This window comes from Pseudomonas sp. AB39(2026) (genome assembly GCF_059831485.1).
This window is the reverse complement of record NZ_CP195212.1, coordinates 2,244,426-2,261,642: the sequence shown is the minus strand read 5'-3', so window position 1 is coordinate 2,261,642 and position 17,217 is coordinate 2,244,426. Positions and strand designations below refer to the sequence as shown.

The window sequence follows — 17,217 nt, the reverse complement described above, 5'->3', positions numbered from 1 at the left end:
ACTTATGAAAGAACTTTTCGGTCAGCCATACGATGATTCAGATCCTTGTTGGGCGGTTAAAGGGTATTTTGATAGAATGTATAATGATGGCTGCTTCGTTGAAGCGGTTGGCTATATAGTTAAGAAGTGGGGGTTTAGTACGGATGGGGCGTACTGTAACTTTCCTGATGAAAATAGTCCGTTTGATGAGGAGCATTTTGAGGGGGTTGAATTTGCTTATGGTTATCCGCCTAAGAATGAAGATACAGTTGTTGTTAGTGAAGCTGTTTGCTCTGAATACATTCGATTGGCTTGTGAAAAATATCTTCAATGCCATCCCGAAGATACTGCGAAAGTAGAAGAGCTCTTGGATAATATCTCTTTTTAATTTCGAATAAAAAATAGCCTAGGCCCAGCCGAGGCTATTTGGTGAAAAAGCTTCTGAAGCAACTTTAGAGAGCGAAGCGACAGGCTTTTTTAGTCAGCAAAGAAAGTATTGGTCTCAAGAGCCAATGCAGTTTAACGGTAATAAAGTTTATCATAGGAATGATTTGATTGACCCCAGCAGGATAGATAGTCAAACTGGTCTTACAAATTTGGACCTTATGAAGAATGGATTAGCTCCTTATGGACCTGATGGCAAGAAGATTAATCTGCATCATATGTTGCAAACTCAAGACGGTCCGATTGCTGAAGTTACGCAAAGCTCCCACCAAAATAATAGTGGAGTTATTCATATAAATTCGGGCTCTGGTATATCTTCTGGAATCAATAGATCCCAGTTTGAGAAATGGAAAAAAGAATATTGGAAGAATCGATAAAATAACTTTTGATTCATGAAATATAATGTTAGGGGTTATTATGACTGTTGAAATAAAAGATGCTATTGCAGAGTTAAAAAGCGTTCGTTTATCTCTGCCTAATGTACAGCGGCTTCCTGACGATGCCTTAATTAATGATTATGAGCGTGAGCTGGGTATTGCATTTTCGGAGGAGTACAAGATTTTTTTGAAAGAGGCAAGTGACAGTATTTTTAATGGTAAAGATTCGCTTCGGTTAACGGAAGAAAGAAACAGCCCAAGAGAACTTCTGAGCGTTGTTGCTGAGGCCCGGGGGCAAGGTGTTCCAAAGTCTTGGCTACCTATTTGCGAGGACAATGGCAACTACTATTGTATTCGTGAAGACGGTTCTGTTGTCTACTGGGCACATGATTGGAATTCCAATGAAACTTGGCCTAGTCTCGCTAGCTGGATAAAACAGGCGTGGATAGACGGGGAGTAGATTTTATAGTATTGGCGAATGCATCTGTCTCACGTCGGTTAACAACCGATGGGACAACATCAGCAGCGCAAAAATACCTCGGTCCGGAGTATGAGGAGTTTGGTAAGCCCTGCTCTGGGGGGGGTTACAGCGCTGCTGGCCCCAAGGGGTTCCGTGTCGATTCAGGGTCTACATCAAAAGCGCATGCACCAAGAGTTCTGCATGTACATTTTGGAGTAAAAGATCCCGAGACATGAAAAATATGTTTCTAATAATCATGTTCCCTATGTAGATTAGGATATCGATATGCCAACTGCTCAGAAGGTATCATTGTTACTGAAGTGTTTTGGTTTGGATGCGTATATTCACTGAATACGAGATTTTAATCCGAAATCACTTCTAAGGATTTTGAGGACTTATGAAAATATTTTATTTTTTTGTATTTATTTTTATCCTTTCAGGTTGTACTAATAAACCGCTTCAGCCTGAAATTGGTTCGAAGATACACACCATAAAAATACTTCCTGTCATTTGGTCTCCCAAAGAGTTTACCTACATAGGTCGAGAGCAAGCTTGGGGTATGGCGCTGGGCGCAGGGGCCGGGACCCTGGCCGGAGCTGCAACAGGGGCATCTAAAATTGGGCAAGCAGCACTTGGTGGCGCTGGCCTGGCAGCAGGTATGAAGCTGGGTGACCTGGCCTCTATGCCAACCTATCAAGCAATCATATCAAGCATGAGCATCAACCAAATTGATTTAGGGGAGATCGTGAAGTCTCAGTTTGAGAACCAAATAACTATGTTGAATAAGTACAAAGTGGTAGGCGCGGATGCTCAAGCTGACGCGGAAATTCAGCTAACCGTGGTCAACTGGGGGTTTGGACTGACGCAAGGTTTCAGCAGCGTCATGTACCCTACCATGAAAGTTGAAGCAGAAATGAAGCAGGGCAAGGTTATTGTTTGGCGATATGGAAACTATATCACGCCTTTCAATGGTGATAATACCTATGCCTTTACACCACTTGAATACCGCACTGACCCCGAAAAATTGAAGGCAGCCCTGAATGGAGTGGCTACTATTCTCAGCAAAAAGCTGGTTGAGAACTTGGGTAAATGATAAAAGCAGGCCTGAACTTCGTAGGCCAGGCCTGCGCTTTTTATGGCCGAACTAAGGCACTAATTGATCCTGAGCGTAAAGCTATAATAAATCATCCAGCTCGCTGACGGCCGACAATACCTGCTTATGAAGCGGTGATAGTAGGCAGTGAAATTGACTGCAGGTCATATATTTATTCTCAGCTGTGTCCAGTAATTCAAGGACAGTGCGCACTTCACACTCCATCGCGTTAAGCTGATTTCTGACTTTATCCAATTTTGTTGCCGTCTTGCGCAGGCTTCTGATCTCTATATCAATTTCAGTGGCCGGGAAGGAATCGGACTGCTGGATTAGTATTTCAAGATTTCTTTGAATCTGAATGAAGTTGGTCATTTCCAAACACCTCCACTCACTATCCCCACGAAGGCTTTGCTGCCCTTTAAACATAGAAAGGTTGGCGCAGTTCTCAAGACGACTAACGCCTCTTGCGCACGTGTTGCAGGTTTGTAAAACCAAGCCCTGATAGAAAGATCCATAGATAAAGCTCCTTTGCATGTGGGAGCTGCCACAACTCGTCGCCAAACGAGCAGGGGTGGCAGCTGTACGCAGGTTGGCGAACCGGGGCAAAGGAACCCGGCAGACTCGAAAGTCTCCCGCGCACAGCCGCCATAACACGTCATAGCAGGCACAAAAAAGCGCCTCTGACATGAAGTGGGCGCTGGTGCGCCTTTGCTTAGCCGGGTCGCCAAACCCGGTCGCTGGATTGACAGCGACGGGCAGAGGTTAACGGGTGGTAACGCTTCCTGCAACTGCCTGGCAAGCCGTCACCGCCCGCACCGGGCAGGCGTTTATTGATGGGCAAACCTCCAACGAAGCCCAGTTCAAGTACCTGATGAACAACGCCCTGGCCAGCAAAACCGAGCTCAACCTCTCGGTAGGCGTCAGCCTCACGGCCGAACAAGTCGCCGCGCTTACCCACGACATCGTGTGGATGGAAAACGCCGTAGTGAACGGCGAAACCGTGCTGGTGCCGGTGGTGTACCTGGCCCAGGCCAGCGGTCGCCTCGGCCACACCGGCGCACTGATCGCCGGTAACAACGTAACCCTGATCGCTGGCCAGAACCTGGACAACGTGGGCACGCTCAAGGCTGCCAACAACCTGTCCGCCACGGCAGGCAATGATTTGGTGAACAGCGGCCTGATCCAGGCCGGCAACCGCCTGGACCTGCTGGCGGGCAACACCATCGTCAACAAGGCCGGTGGCATCATCGCCGGCCGTGACGTGAGCGTGACGGCGGTTAACGGCGACGTGCTCAACGAACGCACCGTTACGGCGGTAAATTCCGCCGCCTACGGCCAGCGCCACACCGACTACACCGACAACGCCGCCCGCATCGAAGCGGCCAACGACCTGAGCCCGAGCACTGGCCGCAAGATGAAACACCGCCGCCACTTATCTAGACCAGTTCGCCAGCGGGGAAGAGCCGCTTCGGCCTCTTAAAGGATCCAATGCTATGATGCCGTACCCTTTTGTAGCAGCCCCGGTTCGCGACCTCGCATACTGGTTTGCTGTTTGTGGTTGTCAATTGACAACCAATGCTCACCTTCCCATACTGGATGGGCTTATGAGTCGTTCTAAACACGCGAATAAAGAAATTGAAGGCGCTTTGAAATACGCCGAATCTCAAGGTTGGAGCATCAAGCAGGGCGGCTCCCACGCCTGGGGCAAAATATATTGCCCATTCAACGATCACGACTGTCGCTGTGGAGAATTTTGCACCAGCAGCGAGTGGAGCACGCCGAAAAATCCAGCTAACCACGCTGCCCAAATTTCCAGAGTGGTCGACAACTGCGCCAGGCAGCGTGAAAAGCGCGAAGCTGAAAAACGCACAAGCCCAGCAGAACCCTGAGAACGCACCCGACTATGGGCGCAGTGACCCCACAAACCGGAGCATTGAAGATGAAATTTACCTTCACGCTTAAGTACCACTTATCCAACAGCAGCACTGACACGGATGCCCTCGTTGAGCGTTTGGCAGAGGAAGGGTGTGACGATGCTTTGGTAGGCATCGGCCAAACCGGCCGCCTTGCCCTTGAGTTCACAAGGGAGGCCGCCAGCGCTAGAGAAGCGATCGAAAGCGCATTGGCAGACGTCCGCCGCGCATTGCCCGGCGCCAGGTTGATAGAGGCCACCCCTGATCTGGTGGGCTTGACAGACGTGGCCGACATCATGGGCGTGTCTCGGCAAAACATGCGCAAACTGGTGACTAACCATCCCAGTTTTCCGACGCCTGTGCATGAAGGTAGCGCCGTTATCTGGCATTTGGCTGAAGTACTGGGTTGGATGGACGGGAAGGGCACCTACCCTGTGCCTCGCGTTACGCTGGATGTGGCCCGCGTAGCCATGCGTGTAAATATCATCAAGGAAAATGCACGCATCCAGGAGGGCCTTCAGTTCAACGCGCCGACGTAATGGAGCTTATCGCCGCGCCCAACGCTTAGCGCATTCAGCCACCGAAGCAGGGCAGCGGCGGGCTACCTTTCCCCTCCCAATCCTCACGTTCCCATACGCCTCGCCCCCTCAACCCCACGAAAAAAATTACAGTTCTTTGGATCCCTGCGGATACACACCTTGCTGCTGCCTTGAAATCGCCACAGAAGCGGTCAAGGCCGCCTATTTCAGAACAGTCGGAGCATGTGTGTGAACAAGCTGCAACAGGTAGGGATAACAGGGATCACGGCCGTCGCCATTGCGCTGGTCGGTGGCTGTGCCACGGAGAGTTCCAGGGCATTGCCGGTGGCCAATGTGGAGAGCGCCAGCGTGGCCTACAGCGGCGTGCGCCACCCCATGGCGGTGGGCAAGTTCGATAACCGCTCCAGCTACATGCGCGGGATTTTTTCGGATGGCGTGGACCGGCTGGGGGGCCAGGCCAAGACCATCCTGATCACGCACCTGCAGCAAACCAACCGGTTCACCGTGCTGGACCGGGACAACATGGACGAGATTCAGCGTGAAGCGTCCATCAAAGCCACCAGCCAGCACCTCAAGGGCGCGGACTATGTGGTGACCGGCGACGTGACCGAATTTGGCCGCAAGGAAGTGGGCGACCAGCAATTGTTCGGCCTGCTGGGGCGTGGCAAATCTCAAATCGCCTACGCCAAGGTGGCCCTCAATATCGTGAACATCAGCACGTCGGAAGTGGTGTATTCCACCCAAGGGGCAGGGGAGTACCAACTCTCCAACCGTGAAGTGATCGGCTTCGGCGGTACCGCCAGCTACGACTCCACCCTTAACGGTAAGGTGCTGGACCTGGCCATGCGTGAGGCGGTGAATAACATGGTGCGCGCGTTGGACAGCGGTGCCTGGAAGCCAGTGGCCAACTGATCATTTAAAAGGATGTTTACCATGTTCAAGTCTATCGGCGGGGCGCCTTTGCGCCTGTTTGCCACGGTCTGTGCCGTGGGTGTTTGCCTGGCCGGTTGCGCGCCGCAGCCTAAGCCGTTGTACCAGTGGGGCAGCTACCAGCCTGAGGTGTACGAATACTTCAAAGGCGAGCCCAAGGACGTGCAGGTCGCCAAACTCGAAGAAGACCTGCAGAAAATCCGCTCCACCAATGCTAACCCACCACCCGGTTACCACGCTCAACTGGGCATGTTGTACGGCAGCCTGGGCAAGGACGACCAGATGGTTCAGGAACTGCGCACCGAGAAAGCGTTGTTCCCGGAGTCCGCCACCTACATGGACTTCCTGCTCAAGAACGCCCACGCCGGAGTTGCCCAATGATCGCCCGTTACCTGAACGTCGCCGGCAGCCTGCTTGCCATCAGCCTGTTGGCAGGCTGTGCCACGCCCCCGGCCGTGGTGGACTATTCCGCCTTCAAGGAAAGCAAGCCGCGTTCGATTCTGGTGTTGCCGCCGGTCAACGAATCCCCGGATGTAAAGGCGACCTACAGCCTGCTCTCTCAAGTGACCTACCCCTTGGCAGAGTCGGGTTACTACGTGTTGCCGGTGGCCTTGGTGGACGAAACCTTCCGCAACAACGGCCTGACCAACGCCAATGACATTCAGGAAACCTCGCCGGCCAAGCTTCGGGAGATTTTCGGTGCAGACGCGGCCATGTACATCACGGTCAAGCAGTACGGCACCAGCTATGTGCTGATCAGCAGCCAAACGGTGGTCACGGTTACGGCCAAGCTCGTGGACCTGCGCACCGGCACCGCGCTGTGGACTGGCACAGCCTCTGCCTCCAGCGAGGAAGGGCGCAGCAACAGCGGCGGCGGGTTGATCGGCATGCTGATCACCGCAGCGGTGAAGCAGATTATCGCCGCCTCCACCGATGCAGGCCACCCCATTGCCGGCATCGCCAGCAACCGGCTACTGTCGGCTGGGCACCCGGCGGGCTTGCTGTATGGGCCGCGGTCGCCCAAGTACGGGACGGACTAAAAGCCAGTGGGGGAAAGCGTGGCTGTATCGCCAATGCTTTTCCCATGGTTTCAACACTTCATTGGCAGGGCGTGGCCCTGCCTGCCCGGCTTATCGCTTGGGCTCGAAGCGCACCGCAAAGTACTCCACCTCGTCGCCCCGCAAGGCGTCGTCTGTAATCAGCGTGGTATCGGCCTTCACACCTTCCTGCCGCCGAGGCAAGGGTGTTGGTCCCAGGTTGTATTCATGGGCGGGGTGCTCCTTGCGGAAGGCCGCCACGGCTTCTGGGTTACCCAGTATGTCCGAGGGCATGGCCTTGCTCTTCAAGTGTTGAGACGGGGCACGGTAAAACGCAAGGATGGTCTTGGTGGTGTTTAGGTCATAGGCCAGCGGCTCACTCACGCTGGCACGGCGTGCGTAGTGACTGACCGCTTCGAATGCATCCGCGGCCTGCTCCGGCGCTGTCGCGTTGTTGGAGTTGGCGGTATAGATGCCCTTACCGCCTCCTGAGCGCCCGCCCGTGTATTTGCCAGCCAAGTCTGCGTCGATACCATCTTTTTCCATGGCTTCAGCTGCAAAGCCGGCGGTGCCATGCAGGCCTACGAACTCCAGCTGGCCGGACGTCTTACGTTTTTCAAAGTCTGCGTAGTCCAACATAGTGAACTTGGTGCGCTTTTGCCCTACACCGTTTCCCAGCGCAGAGGCAGTGCCAGCGACACCGGCGCGCTTGGTTTCGTTGAAAGCATTGGGTTGGTTACTACCCATGTAACCCATGCTTTGCACGGCGGTGGTGCTCAGCTCGCGCACACTGTGTGGCGCCTGGGCGCCCTTAAGCCCTAGCAATGTCTGCAGGGGGGCCGCTTTTGCTGCCGCTTGTCACAAGGGTGCCCAATACCTGGGCGGGGTTTTTCACTAAAGCGCCAATCGCTTGCATAGGGCTCTCCAGGTGGCTGTGGGGCGGCTCAGTTTTTTTCCAGGAAGTGGGGTTGCTGTAGGGCGTTACCCGCTCGCCCTACGGCAGCGCGTGGAGCGCGACGCGCTTTAGCTTTGAGCGCCAGGTCGATCTCGCGGCGCACCTCGCTGATAGCGGAGAAAAAGTTGTTTATGGCATTGCAAAAGCCGTCCAGGTCACACCCGTGCAATGGCAATGAGTAAGAAAGCACAAGGCTCCTCATGCGTGCATCCAGCCCAAGCGTGCAGCCCAAGGTTTTGATACCCAGCATGTTAAGGCCCAGCAACGCCTCGTATTGGTCTGCACTCACTTCACCGCTCAATTGCCAAAGGTGGCTGTAGAGCATTACGGCTTCACGGGCGTGCGCCGGTAAAAACAATGTACACATCTCGCTGGGGCTGCGGATTAGCTGGCATTGGCCTTCTGGGTCCAGCAACAGGGAAGGGTCGTCCGGGTTTATCTGGGACAGCCACGCATCAATCGTGCTTCTGGCATGCATAACAAGGGCTCGGGCAGGGTTTTACGGCGTGCGGCCAAGGTCGATGGCGCAGGGCCGTAGCAGCCCCACGTTCAGACGCGGGGTGTTAACAGTTCAGGAAGGTAAGTGGCAGGCCAGCCAGGGAGGTTCCATGGCAGGCCCGCCCCAAAGAAAAGCCCGGCATTGCACCGGGCTTGGGGGATCAACGCACCTCAACCGCCAAACTCTCAGCGATCTTGCTCTGCCATACAGCTGGCCCGGTGATATGTACGGACTCGCCCTGGCTGTCCACGGCCACGGTAACCGGCATGTCCTTCACGTCGAACTCGTAGATGGCTTCCATCCCCAGCTCTTCGAAGGCCACCACGCGTGCGCCCTTGATGGCTTGCGCCACCAGGTAGGCGGCGCCGCCCACGGCCATCAGGTACACGGCCTTGTAGTCCTTGATCGCGTCGATGGCGGTAGGGCCGCGTTCGGACTTGCCGATCATGCCTAGCAGGCCGGTTTGATCGAGGATCTGCCGGGTGAACTTGTCCATGCGGGTAGCGGTGGTTGGGCCAGCAGGGCCGACCACTTCTTCGCGTACCGGGTCCACAGGGCCCACGTAGTAGATAAAGCGGCCCTTGAGGTCCACCGGCAGGGTTTCGCCCTTGTTGAGCATGTCCACCATGCGCTTGTGGGCGGCGTCGCGGCCGGTGAGCATCTTGCCATTGAGCAGCAGGGTTTCGCCCGGCTTCCAGGTTTGCACGTCTTCGGGGGTTACGGTGTTAAGGTCCACGCGGCGGGCCGAAGGGCCGGCTTCCCATACGATTTCTGGGTAGGCGTCCAGGGGCGGTGCTTCCAGCAACGCCGGGCCGCTGCCATCCAGCACAAAGTGCGCGTGGCGTGTGGCGGCGCAGTTAGGGATCATGCACACCGGCAACGAGGCGGCGTGGGTGGGGTAGTCCATGATCTTCACGTCCAGCACTGTGGTCAGGCCGCCCAGGCCCTGGGCACCGATGCCCAGCTGGTTGACCTTCTCGAACAGCTCCAGGCGCATTTCTTCAAGGCGATTCTGCGGGCCGCGGGCCTTGAGGTCGTGGATGTCGATGGGGTCCATCAACACTTCCTTGGCCATCACCGCTGCCTTTTCAGCCGTACCGCCGATGCCGATGCCCAGCATGCCCGGCGGGCACCAGCCGGCGCCCATGGTGGGGACGGTTTTGAGTACCCAGTCCACGATGGAATCGGACGGGTTGAGCATGGCCATCTTGGATTTGTTTTCCGAACCACCGCCCTTGGCGGCCACGTCCACTTCCACGGTGTTACCGGGCACGATGGAGTAGTGGATAACGGCCGGGGTGTTGTCCTTGGTGTTCTTGCGGGCACCGGCCGGGTCGGCCAGGATCGAGGCGCGCAGTACGTTTTCCGGCAGGTTGTAGGCCCGGCGCACGCCCTCGTTGATCATGTCGTCCACGCTCATGGTGGCACCAGCCCAGCTCACGTCCATGCCCACGCGCACAAACACGGTCACGATGCCGGTGTCCTGGCAGATGGGCCGGTGGCCGGTGGCGCACATGCGCGAGTTGATCAGGATCTGGGCAATGGAATCCCGTGCGGCTGGGGACGCCTCACGCAAATAGGCATCATTCATTGCCTGAATGAAATCGACGGGGTGGTAGTAGGAAATATACTGCAGGGCATCGGCGACACTCTGGATGAGGTCGTCTTGCTTGATCAGGGTCACGGGCGCGCTCCTCTTTGACACGGGAACATTCTAGGCACCGCGCAGGGCACGCGGGCACCTGTAAAAGGCGCGGCAGTATAACCCTCCCTGTAGCAGCCGCGCACTCGCCATTGAAGGACAACGGGCGGTATTCGGCGATATCAACCAGCGAAGTTCTTGATCGGTTGGATGAAAATCCTGTGGTTATTTCAGGCTTGGCTCTCTAAAGTGGCACCTTGCCATAACGTGGTAAGGGATGGGATCCCTATGAGTGAGATGAGTCAACGAGTGACCGAGCACAACCTGCAGGCTTTATTCATCAAACGGTTTCTGCTCGGGGCCAGCAGCTACCTGATGATGCTGGCATTGATCGCAGTCGCCTTCTGGGGCGGCTATTACGACGGCACCCTTCACAGTGTGGCAGTAGGCGGGGCATTGGTGCTGCTGAGCCAGGCCGGGCTGGCAGCCCTGTTTGTGACGCGCCTGAACCGGCGCTTCACCGACCCCAGCCTCACTGAGCTGCAGATCTGGATGGGCACCTTGTGGCAAACCTGGCTGCTGTACCACCTGGATAACGCCCGTGGGCCGTTTATGATGGTGTACATCGTGCCGTTGATGTTCGGGCTGTTTCACTTGCCGCGGGCGGTGTTCCTGCGTTGTGCCGGGCTGGTGTGCATCAGCTTCGCCGGGTTGGTGGGGTATGAAGCCCTCACAGGCCGGGTACAAGACCCAGGCCTGGTGGCCATCCAGGGCGCGGTGCTGTTTATTGTGCTGTTCTGGCTGTGCCTTTATTCCAACTATGTGCAGGCCTACCGGCAGCGTACGCGCCAGCGACGGTTCGCACTCAAGGCGCACCAGGAAACCCTGCGCGGCATGATGCGGCAGCTTGAAGAGCTGGCCTCCACTGACGAATTGACTGGCCTGTTCAACCGCCGTCATTTCCTACGGCTCGCCACCCGGGAATTGCAGGCGCTGCAGCCAGGGCATAGCCATGGCTTGGCGCTGATCGACCTTGACCATTTCAAGCGCATCAACGATGTGCATGGCCATGCCGCAGGCGATGCGGTGCTACAGAGCTTTGCGCAGGTTGCCAACGCGAGTTTGCGCGAGGGTGACGTGCTGGCTCGCTACGGGGGTGAGGAGTTTGTGTTGCTGATGCTAGACACCGATGCCGACCGCCTGGCCATGTGTTGCGAGCGCCTGCGGCTGGCCTTTGCCGCCTCCCGCCCTGCAGAAGGCCAACCAGCCTCGGTCAGCCTGTGTGCCGGCATGACCTTGCTGGAAGAGGGGGACGCACTGGACGACGCCCTTCAACGCGCGGACAAAGCCCTGTACCAGGCCAAACGTGAAGGCCGCAACCGGTGCGTGGCCGCCTGGGAACCGGCCGATGCCTGAACTTACCGTAGGTGACCAACGCTGGCACGTACCTGCTGGTACAAGCCTGCTGGAGGCGCTGAACCGCCAAGGCGTGAAGGTGCCTTCCAGCTGCAGGGCAGGGCATTGCCACACGTGCCGGGTGCGCTGTGTCACCGGCGCACCGGCCGATCAGCGCCCTCACGCCTTGCCTGCCACTGAATATGCCCAGGGGTGGCGCCTGGCCTGCCAGTGTCAGGTCATCACAGACCTTGAGGTGGTGCCTTATAACGCCAGCCGTGATGGGGTGGAGGCTACGGTGAGCGACCTCCATTGGCTAAGCCCGCAGGTACTGCGTATCCGCTTGATGCCCACCCGCCCGCTGCGCTATCAGGCAGGCCAGCATGTGGTGGTGTGGGCCCGGAGTGATGTGGCAAGGCCCTATTCCCTGGCAAGCGTGCCCGGCGCATCACCCTGGCTTGAGTTGCAGGTGCAATGCGGGCGCCCTGGGGTGTTCGTTGAGCTGGCCCGGCAGTTGAGGGTGGGGGATCACGTACGGCTAGGTGAGGTACTGGGTGGGCCGCTGCATTATGACCCGGCCTGGGAGGCGCGGCCCTTATGGTTGCTGGCCAGTGGAACTGGCTTGGCGCCTTTGTGGGCGGTGCTGGGGGAAGCCCTGCGCCAGGGCCACACCGGGGCAATACGCTTGGTGCACCTGGCGGCCCCTGGTGAGCATTACCTCGAAGGGGAGCTACGCGCCTTGGCCGCTCAGCATTCCAACCTTGAACTGGACCTGCGCGCGCCAGTGGCCGACCTCAACGATTTACGCCCCGGCCGGCACACCATGGCGCTGGTGTGTGGGGCACCAGCGCTGGTGGAGGCCATTGGCAAGCGGCTGTTCTTGGCCGGCTTGCCACGGGGGCAGCTGCTTACTGACACCTTCGAAAAACGCGCAGGGTAGCGTTGCCGGTAGCGAGGGTCAGTCCAGCAGTTGGGCAAACGCCTTGTCGGCCTCAAGCACCGGCGGCAGCGCGTCGAACAGCAGGTCCAGGTCCACGCCTTTCATCAACTCGTCGTTAAGCTGTGCCTTGGCTTCCGGCGTAGGGCCGCCGTACTGGTGCAGGTGATCGCTCACTTCTTCAGCCTGGGCCACCATCAGGGGCAGGGGAGAATGGCCGGGTGCCTGATGAGGTTTGGCTTGGTAGGCAATGCCGTCGAGAATCTGCTTGGGCAGGTTCCAGCGCTTGGCCAGCTCAGCGCCTACTTCGGGGTAACCAAAGCCGATTTGTACAGTTTCGTCAGCGGCATGGGCCGGGGAGGTGGTTGCACGGCGGGCGTTCAGGCGCTCGACCATCTCCGGGGCGCCTGTCTGGATCAGCAGCTCGCCAATGTTGTGCATCAGGCCGGTGGTGAAGGCCACTTCCGGGTCCTGGCCGCTTTGCTTGGCCAGCACACGGGCAATGCTGGCTACCTGAAAGCTTTTGAGCCAGAACGCTTTGAGGTTGAACGAAGCGGGTGCACTAAAAGCGCCCGTTACAGCACTGGCCAGCACCAGGGTGCGCATGGTGTTGAAGCCCAGGCGCATGGCCGCGTCTTCAATGCTGGTGGACTCGCGCGCGCCCTTGAAGCGGGCCGAGTTGGCCAGGCGCAGGATTTTCGCGGAAATGACCGGGTCTTTCTCGATATTGCGGGCGATGGCCTCAAGGCTCGACGAAGGGTTGTCGAACTGAGCGATCAGGTCCTGAGCCACCTTTGGAATGCTGGGTAGGCTGTGCAACTGGGCAAACAGTTTTTCGATTTCCATGGCTATCACCTTTATGACGACGATTCCCACAACGATAGGCAATTTTCACGCCTTGCGTTCGTCCTGTTTACCTTTGCAAACGTTCCACTGCGATTACAGCCAGGCGCGCAGGGCGTAAAACACCGCCATGCCCAAGGCTACGCTGGTCAGCACCCGATGCGTGACCAGCATGAGCACGGCCGTGCACAAGCCAGCCAACAGGTAGGGGTTGTTCGCAGACAGGTTCAACTGGTGGCCTGGCATAAACAGGATGGGGCCGCAAATGGCCGTCAGCATGCCAGGCACGGCAAAGCTCAGGAAGGCCTGCACGTGTTTCCCCAGGCGTACCGGCAAGCGGGGCTCCAGGAAAATATAACGGTTGAAGAACAACACCAGGGCCATACCCACTATCACAGCCCACACCATCATGGCTTACGCTCCATGAGCTGTTGGCACGTATAGCCGGCTGCCATTGCGCACAGCCCTGCCAATACCAAGGCGCTTTCCAGTTGCCACAGGCTGAACAGTACCGAACACAGCAGTGAGACCCCCACGCACACAACGACGGGTATCGACCGCACCACGGGCGTGATCAGTGCAATAAAGGTGGCTGCAATTGAGAAGTCCAAGCCTAGGTGCTGCAGCCCAGGGAGGCTCTTGCCCAGCACGATCCCTGCCAGGGTGCAGGCATTCCATGCCAGGTAGAACGAGAGCCCGGCACCCAATGCAAACCAGCGCTGGAACTGCTCTGGCGGTTGTTGGCTGGTGAGTGCAAACAACTCATCGGTTAGCAGAAAGCCAAGGCCCATTCGCCAGCGCGCCTTGAGCGGCGAAATGCGAGCACGCATGTGCATGCTGTAGAGCAGGTGCTGGGACGTAAGCAGCAGTGTGGTGATGAGGATAGACAATGCCCCCGCACCGCCTTTGAACATACCGATAGCCACCAGCTGCGCTGCGCCGGCGAACACAAGGGTGGACAGCCCTTGGCTCTGCAAGGCTGTGAGGCCGGCGTCAACGGCCAGCGAGCCGGCCAGCAGGCCCCACGGCAGGCAGGCCAGTGAGAGGGGCATGGCGGCAACAGCGCCGCGCAGAAAGGCAGAACGGTGGGCGACAGGTAGGAACATGGCGGCGGTCAGGAAAACAGGGCCGCCAAGCATCTCAGGTTGTGGGTGGGCTGTACACGAGGCATGCGGCTAGTGCGTTGCGGTAAAGTCGCTCATCACATCGTCGCGCAGCTCGATAACTGCGCTGTCGCTGCGGTTGCGAGGGCGTGGTAGGTGTGCAGGCCGGGCCGGGGCGCTTACCGTCGCGGCAGTGGCCTGGGGGCTGCCTACTGGTTATCAAGCACGCTGGGCCACTGCGCGGCCACTACCCGGGGGGCGGCCACGTTCTGTACTTGGGCAGGATGGTCGTTTTCGTAGGCGGTACGTACCAGCAGCGCGGTTTGCCGTGTAAATCGCAGATCCTGCTCGGTGCAGTGGGTTCCAAGACCTGTTGTGCATAAGGTTATGGCCTATGAAGGTTCTATGGTTGGACGCATCGGCTGTAACCCGCGCAACCTTGGACGCGTTTAATGTTCTGATAAGCGCCAGCGCGCAGGCGCTGGCTTATTCGCCGTTTACAGGACACCCTGATGCCCTATCACCCGCACAGAAGAACCTTCGTTAAAAGCCTGGCTGCCTTGGGCGCCGTGGGCTACACCGGCCTGTGGCAAACGCCTGGCTGGGCAGCAGCGCCGGCCAGCGGCTTGACCGAGCTCAGCGGCGACACCTTTGACCTGGTGATTGATAAACAGCAGGTCACGCTGGGTGGAAGTGTGCGGGACGCGCTCACCATCAATGGTGGGTTGCCAGGCCCTTTGCTGCGCTGGCGCGAAGGCGACACCGTGACACTACGGGTGCACAACCGCCTGGACGAGCCCACCTCGCTGCACTGGCACGGCATTGTGCTGCCGGCCAACATGGACGGCGTACCGGGCTTGAGCTTCCACGGCATTCCACCGGGCGGCATGTACGAATACCGCTTCAAGGTTCGCCAGAGCGGCACTTACTGGTACCACAGCCATTCGGGCTTTCAGGAGCAGATCGGGGTGTACGGCCCGCTGGTGATCGAGCCACGTGAGCCCGCGCAGCCCGCCATGCGCGAGCAGGTGATGATGCTCACCGACTGGACCGACGAAAACCCATCGCGCATTTTCGACCGGCTTAAAAAAGAGCCCGGTTACTACAACCAGAACCCGCTCACCCTTACCCGCTTTGTGCAGGACGCTGCCGAGCGGGGCCTGGGCAGTACCCTTAAGAACCGGTGGATGTGGGCGCGCATGCGCATGGACCCCACCGACCTGGCGGACGTGACAGGCCAGGCCTACACCTACTTGATCAACGGGCGCGCGCCAGACGATAACTTCACCGCCCTGTTTGCCCACGGCGAACCGTTGCGGCTGCGCTTTATCAACGGCTCGGCCATGACCTACTTCGACGTACGCATTCCTGGCGTGAAAATGACCGTCGTGGCCGCCGATGGCCAGCCGGTACAGCCGGTGAGTGTGGACGAATTCCGCATAGCCGTGGCCGAAACCCTGGACGTGATCGTGCAACCCGACGCCGAAGGGCCTTATACCGTGTTTGCCCAGGCCATGGACCGCAGCGGCTATGCCCGCGCTACCCTGAGCACGCGGCCCGGTGCCAGCGCGCCAGTACCTGCGTTGGATGAACCGGTGATGTTGAACATGTCGGACATGGGCATGGATCATGAAGGTATGAAGGGCATGAACCACGGCAGCATGCCGGGCATGGCCATGCCCCATCACCCCGATACTGAGCAAGGCAACCCTTTGGTAGACATGCAAGCCATGATGCCTATGGCGCGCCTGGCAGACCCAGGCATCGGCCTGCGTGACAACGGCCGTCGCGTGCTGACCTACGCAGACCTGCGCAGCACCTTCCCTGACCCGGACCCACGCGAGCCCAGTCGCACGTTGGAACTGCACCTCACGGGGCACATGGATAAATACGCCTGGGCCTTCGATGGCGTGAAGTTTTCTGATGCAGAGCCCATTCGCCTCACCTACGGCGAGCGGCTGCGCATCGTGCTGGTAAACGACACTATGATGGCCCACCCCATTCACCTGCATGGAATGTGGAGCGACCTGGAAGACGAAGCGGGGCGTTTCATGGTGCGCAAACACACCATCGATGTGCCACCCGGCACCCGGCGTAGCTACCGCGTGAGTGCGGATGCACTAGGCCGTTGGGCCTACCACTGCCACATGCTTTATCACATGGAAGCGGGCATGTTCCGCGAGGTACGCGTTGATGAATAAGCCCGCCCTGTTAGTGATGCTGAGCCTGTGCGCCGGCCCGGCCCTGGCTGCCGAGGGCATGCCCGGGATGGACCACAGCGCCATGAAAGGCATGGACCACAGCACCATGGGCCACGATGCGGCCCCGGCTCAGGCCGCACCTGCTGCTGCGCCAGCGCTACCCACGCCCACCGCCGCCGAGCGCGCCGCCGCATTCCCGGATGTGCCCGGCCATGCGTTGCATGACAGCGACCTGCGCGCCTACTGGCTGTTTGACCGGCTGGAGTACCAGAAAGCCGATGAAGGCACGGCCTTGTCCTGGGACGCCGAAGGCTGGATTGGGGGCGACGTGGACCGCCTGTGGCTTCGCTCCCAGGGCGAACGCACCAATGGCCACACTGAGCAGGCTGAACTGCAGGCCTTGTATGGCCATTCGGTCACCCCGTGGTGGACGCTGCTGGGGGGTGTGCGCCAGGATTTCAAACCCGAAAGCCCGCAAACCTGGGCCGCGTTCGGTGTGCAGGGCGAACCCCTGGCAGACCTGGACACCGAAGCGACGTTTTACGTAGGTGAAAACCATCAAACGTCGCTGCGGCTTGAGGGCGAGTACGACCTGGCCATTACCAGCTCACTCGTGCTCCAGCCTCGGATGGAAGCCAACTTTTTCAGCCGCAACGACCCAGTGCGCCAGCAGGGCAGCGGTTTATCCACCCTTGAGGCCGGGCTGCGATTGCGCTACGAGATCATGCCTGAAATCGCGCCTTACATCGGTGTGAACTGGACCAAAAGCTACGGCCGCACCCTGGACTATGCCCGGGAAGAAGGCGACGACGCCGAAGAAGCACGCCTGGTGGTAGGCGTGCGGCTCTGGTACTAAGCCCGTTTCCCGGG

Annotated in this window: 20 protein-coding genes and 1 pseudogene; 14 read left to right on the top strand and 7 right to left on the bottom strand. The window is 58.3% G+C overall.

Features of this window, described 5'->3' with window-relative positions; all coding sequences use genetic code 11:
- Window positions 1-4: 4 nt before the first annotated feature.
- From cdiI to ACSAMW_RS10270, 4 genes are all read left to right on the top strand, one after another.
- Window positions 5-367 carry a ribonuclease toxin immunity protein CdiI gene (gene cdiI, locus ACSAMW_RS10285; RefSeq protein WP_500593834.1) on the top strand — a complete coding sequence of 121 codons (363 nt, stop codon included), beginning with the start codon at window positions 5-7 and terminating at the stop codon, window positions 365-367.
- 124 nt (window positions 368-491) lie between these two features.
- Window positions 492-800: an HNH/ENDO VII family nuclease gene (locus ACSAMW_RS10280; RefSeq protein WP_500593833.1), complete on the top strand. Its 309-nt coding sequence runs from the start codon at window positions 492-494 to the stop codon at window positions 798-800.
- 40 nt (window positions 801-840) lie between these two features.
- The gene (locus ACSAMW_RS10275; protein ID WP_500593832.1) at window positions 841-1,260 is read left to right on the top strand and encodes an SMI1/KNR4 family protein; all 420 of its coding nucleotides are present in this window, start codon (window positions 841-843) and stop codon (window positions 1,258-1,260) included.
- A gap of 397 nt (window positions 1,261-1,657) precedes the next feature.
- A complete protein-coding gene (locus ACSAMW_RS10270; protein WP_500593831.1) occupies window positions 1,658-2,353 on the top strand; it encodes a hypothetical protein in 696 nt (231 codons plus the stop codon).
- An 81-nt stretch (window positions 2,354-2,434) separates the two neighbouring features.
- Here the strand turns inward: ACSAMW_RS10270 and ACSAMW_RS10265 are convergent, their stop codons facing one another.
- On the bottom strand, window positions 2,435-2,725 hold the full coding sequence (locus ACSAMW_RS10265; RefSeq protein WP_500593830.1) for a DUF1484 family protein: 291 nt from the start codon (window positions 2,723-2,725) through the stop codon (window positions 2,435-2,437).
- A gap of 424 nt (window positions 2,726-3,149) precedes the next feature.
- On the opposite strand from ACSAMW_RS10265, the pseudogene ACSAMW_RS10260 reads away from it, so the two are divergent.
- The 6 genes and pseudogenes from ACSAMW_RS10260 to ACSAMW_RS10235 form a co-directional block, all read left to right on the top strand.
- Window positions 3,150-3,776: pseudogene (locus ACSAMW_RS10260) on the top strand (DUF637 domain-containing protein); the annotation flags it as partial.
- Between the two features lie 181 nt (window positions 3,777-3,957).
- A complete protein-coding gene (locus ACSAMW_RS10255; RefSeq protein ID WP_500593829.1) occupies window positions 3,958-4,242 on the top strand; it encodes a hypothetical protein in 285 nt (94 codons plus the stop codon).
- 50 nt (window positions 4,243-4,292) lie between these two features.
- On the top strand, window positions 4,293-4,805 hold the full coding sequence (locus ACSAMW_RS10250; protein WP_500593828.1) for a helix-turn-helix transcriptional regulator: 513 nt from the start codon (window positions 4,293-4,295) through the stop codon (window positions 4,803-4,805).
- 228 nt (window positions 4,806-5,033) lie between these two features.
- Window positions 5,034-5,717, top strand: coding sequence for a CsgG/HfaB family protein (locus ACSAMW_RS10245; protein ID WP_500593827.1), 684 nt, complete (start codon window positions 5,034-5,036; stop codon window positions 5,715-5,717).
- Between the two features lie 21 nt (window positions 5,718-5,738).
- The gene (locus ACSAMW_RS10240; RefSeq protein WP_500593826.1) at window positions 5,739-6,116 is read left to right on the top strand and encodes a DUF4810 domain-containing protein; all 378 of its coding nucleotides are present in this window, start codon (window positions 5,739-5,741) and stop codon (window positions 6,114-6,116) included.
- Window positions 6,113-6,775, top strand: a complete 663-nt coding sequence (locus ACSAMW_RS10235; protein WP_500593825.1) for a DUF799 domain-containing protein — start codon at window positions 6,113-6,115, stop codon at window positions 6,773-6,775. The genes ACSAMW_RS10240 and ACSAMW_RS10235 overlap by 4 nt, the downstream gene beginning before the upstream one ends.
- 90 nt (window positions 6,776-6,865) lie before the next feature.
- Here ACSAMW_RS10235 and ACSAMW_RS10230 read toward each other — a convergent pair whose 3' ends face one another.
- The 3 genes from ACSAMW_RS10230 to ACSAMW_RS10220 form a co-directional block, all read right to left on the bottom strand.
- Entirely contained in the window at window positions 6,866-7,561 is a 696-nt protein-coding gene (locus ACSAMW_RS10230; RefSeq protein WP_500593824.1) for a hypothetical protein, read from the bottom strand.
- Between the two features lie 155 nt (window positions 7,562-7,716).
- Complete coding sequence (locus tag ACSAMW_RS10225) at window positions 7,717-8,205, bottom strand: CesT family type III secretion system chaperone (RefSeq protein WP_500593823.1); 489 nt, start codon at window positions 8,203-8,205, stop codon at window positions 7,717-7,719.
- 181 nt (window positions 8,206-8,386) lie between these two features.
- The gene (locus ACSAMW_RS10220; protein WP_500593822.1) at window positions 8,387-9,910 is read right to left on the bottom strand and encodes a fumarate hydratase; all 1,524 of its coding nucleotides are present in this window, start codon (window positions 9,908-9,910) and stop codon (window positions 8,387-8,389) included.
- Between the two features lie 267 nt (window positions 9,911-10,177).
- On the opposite strand from ACSAMW_RS10220, the gene ACSAMW_RS10215 reads away from it, so the two are divergent.
- Together ACSAMW_RS10215 and ACSAMW_RS10210 are read left to right on the top strand one after the other, a co-directional pair.
- Window positions 10,178-11,284, top strand: coding sequence for a GGDEF domain-containing protein (locus ACSAMW_RS10215; RefSeq protein WP_500594019.1), 1,107 nt, complete (start codon window positions 10,178-10,180; stop codon window positions 11,282-11,284).
- Window positions 11,277-12,203: an iron-sulfur-binding ferredoxin reductase gene (locus tag ACSAMW_RS10210; RefSeq protein ID WP_500593821.1), complete on the top strand. Its 927-nt coding sequence runs from the start codon at window positions 11,277-11,279 to the stop codon at window positions 12,201-12,203. The genes ACSAMW_RS10215 and ACSAMW_RS10210 overlap by 8 nt, the downstream gene beginning before the upstream one ends.
- A gap of 18 nt (window positions 12,204-12,221) precedes the next feature.
- On the opposite strand, the gene ACSAMW_RS10205 is transcribed toward ACSAMW_RS10210, so the two are convergent.
- The 3 genes from ACSAMW_RS10205 to ACSAMW_RS10195 form a co-directional block, all read right to left on the bottom strand.
- A complete protein-coding gene (locus tag ACSAMW_RS10205; protein ID WP_500593820.1) occupies window positions 12,222-13,046 on the bottom strand; it encodes an HDOD domain-containing protein in 825 nt (274 codons plus the stop codon).
- 93 nt (window positions 13,047-13,139) lie between these two features.
- The gene (locus tag ACSAMW_RS10200; RefSeq protein ID WP_500594018.1) at window positions 13,140-13,451 is read right to left on the bottom strand and encodes an AzlD domain-containing protein; all 312 of its coding nucleotides are present in this window, start codon (window positions 13,449-13,451) and stop codon (window positions 13,140-13,142) included.
- Window positions 13,451-14,149 (bottom strand): AzlC family ABC transporter permease, encoded by a 699-nt coding sequence (locus ACSAMW_RS10195; RefSeq protein ID WP_500593819.1) that lies wholly within the window; start codon window positions 14,147-14,149, stop codon window positions 13,451-13,453. The genes ACSAMW_RS10200 and ACSAMW_RS10195 overlap by 1 nt, the downstream gene beginning before the upstream one ends.
- Before the next feature lie 509 nt (window positions 14,150-14,658).
- Here ACSAMW_RS10195 and ACSAMW_RS10190 point away from each other — a divergent pair.
- Window positions 14,659-16,347: a copper resistance system multicopper oxidase gene (locus tag ACSAMW_RS10190; protein WP_500593818.1), complete on the top strand. Its 1,689-nt coding sequence runs from the start codon at window positions 14,659-14,661 to the stop codon at window positions 16,345-16,347.
- A complete protein-coding gene (locus tag ACSAMW_RS10185) occupies window positions 16,340-17,203 on the top strand; it encodes a copper resistance protein B (RefSeq protein ID WP_500593817.1) in 864 nt (287 codons plus the stop codon). The genes ACSAMW_RS10190 and ACSAMW_RS10185 overlap by 8 nt, the downstream gene beginning before the upstream one ends.
- The last annotated feature ends 14 nt before the right edge of the window (window positions 17,204-17,217 follow it).

What these genes read in the sequence shown, in the direction of transcription:
- cdiI (WP_500593834.1), top strand. Translation starts at nt 5, where the DNA reads ATGAAAGAACTTTTCGGTCAGCCATACGATGATTCAGATCCTTGTTGG.
- ACSAMW_RS10280 (WP_500593833.1), top strand. Translation starts at nt 492, where the DNA reads ATGCAGTTTAACGGTAATAAAGTTTATCATAGGAATGATTTGATTGAC.
- ACSAMW_RS10275 (WP_500593832.1), top strand. Translation starts at nt 841, where the DNA reads ATGACTGTTGAAATAAAAGATGCTATTGCAGAGTTAAAAAGCGTTCGT.
- ACSAMW_RS10270 (WP_500593831.1), top strand. Translation starts at nt 1,658, where the DNA reads ATGAAAATATTTTATTTTTTTGTATTTATTTTTATCCTTTCAGGTTGT.
- ACSAMW_RS10265 (WP_500593830.1), bottom strand. Translation starts at nt 2,725, where the DNA reads ATGACCAACTTCATTCAGATTCAAAGAAATCTTGAAATACTAATCCAG.
- ACSAMW_RS10255 (WP_500593829.1), top strand. Translation starts at nt 3,958, where the DNA reads ATGAGTCGTTCTAAACACGCGAATAAAGAAATTGAAGGCGCTTTGAAA.
- ACSAMW_RS10250 (WP_500593828.1), top strand. Translation starts at nt 4,293, where the DNA reads ATGAAATTTACCTTCACGCTTAAGTACCACTTATCCAACAGCAGCACT.
- ACSAMW_RS10240 (WP_500593826.1), top strand. Translation starts at nt 5,739, where the DNA reads ATGTTCAAGTCTATCGGCGGGGCGCCTTTGCGCCTGTTTGCCACGGTC.
- ACSAMW_RS10235 (WP_500593825.1), top strand. Translation starts at nt 6,113, where the DNA reads ATGATCGCCCGTTACCTGAACGTCGCCGGCAGCCTGCTTGCCATCAGC.
- ACSAMW_RS10225 (WP_500593823.1), bottom strand. Translation starts at nt 8,205, where the DNA reads ATGCATGCCAGAAGCACGATTGATGCGTGGCTGTCCCAGATAAACCCG.
- ACSAMW_RS10210 (WP_500593821.1), top strand. Translation starts at nt 11,277, where the DNA reads ATGCCTGAACTTACCGTAGGTGACCAACGCTGGCACGTACCTGCTGGT.
- ACSAMW_RS10205 (WP_500593820.1), bottom strand. Translation starts at nt 13,046, where the DNA reads ATGGAAATCGAAAAACTGTTTGCCCAGTTGCACAGCCTACCCAGCATT.
- ACSAMW_RS10200 (WP_500594018.1), bottom strand. Translation starts at nt 13,451, where the DNA reads ATGGTGTGGGCTGTGATAGTGGGTATGGCCCTGGTGTTGTTCTTCAAC.
- ACSAMW_RS10195 (WP_500593819.1), bottom strand. Translation starts at nt 14,149, where the DNA reads ATGTTCCTACCTGTCGCCCACCGTTCTGCCTTTCTGCGCGGCGCTGTT.
- ACSAMW_RS10190 (WP_500593818.1), top strand. Translation starts at nt 14,659, where the DNA reads ATGCCCTATCACCCGCACAGAAGAACCTTCGTTAAAAGCCTGGCTGCC.
- ACSAMW_RS10185 (WP_500593817.1), top strand. Translation starts at nt 16,340, where the DNA reads ATGAATAAGCCCGCCCTGTTAGTGATGCTGAGCCTGTGCGCCGGCCCG.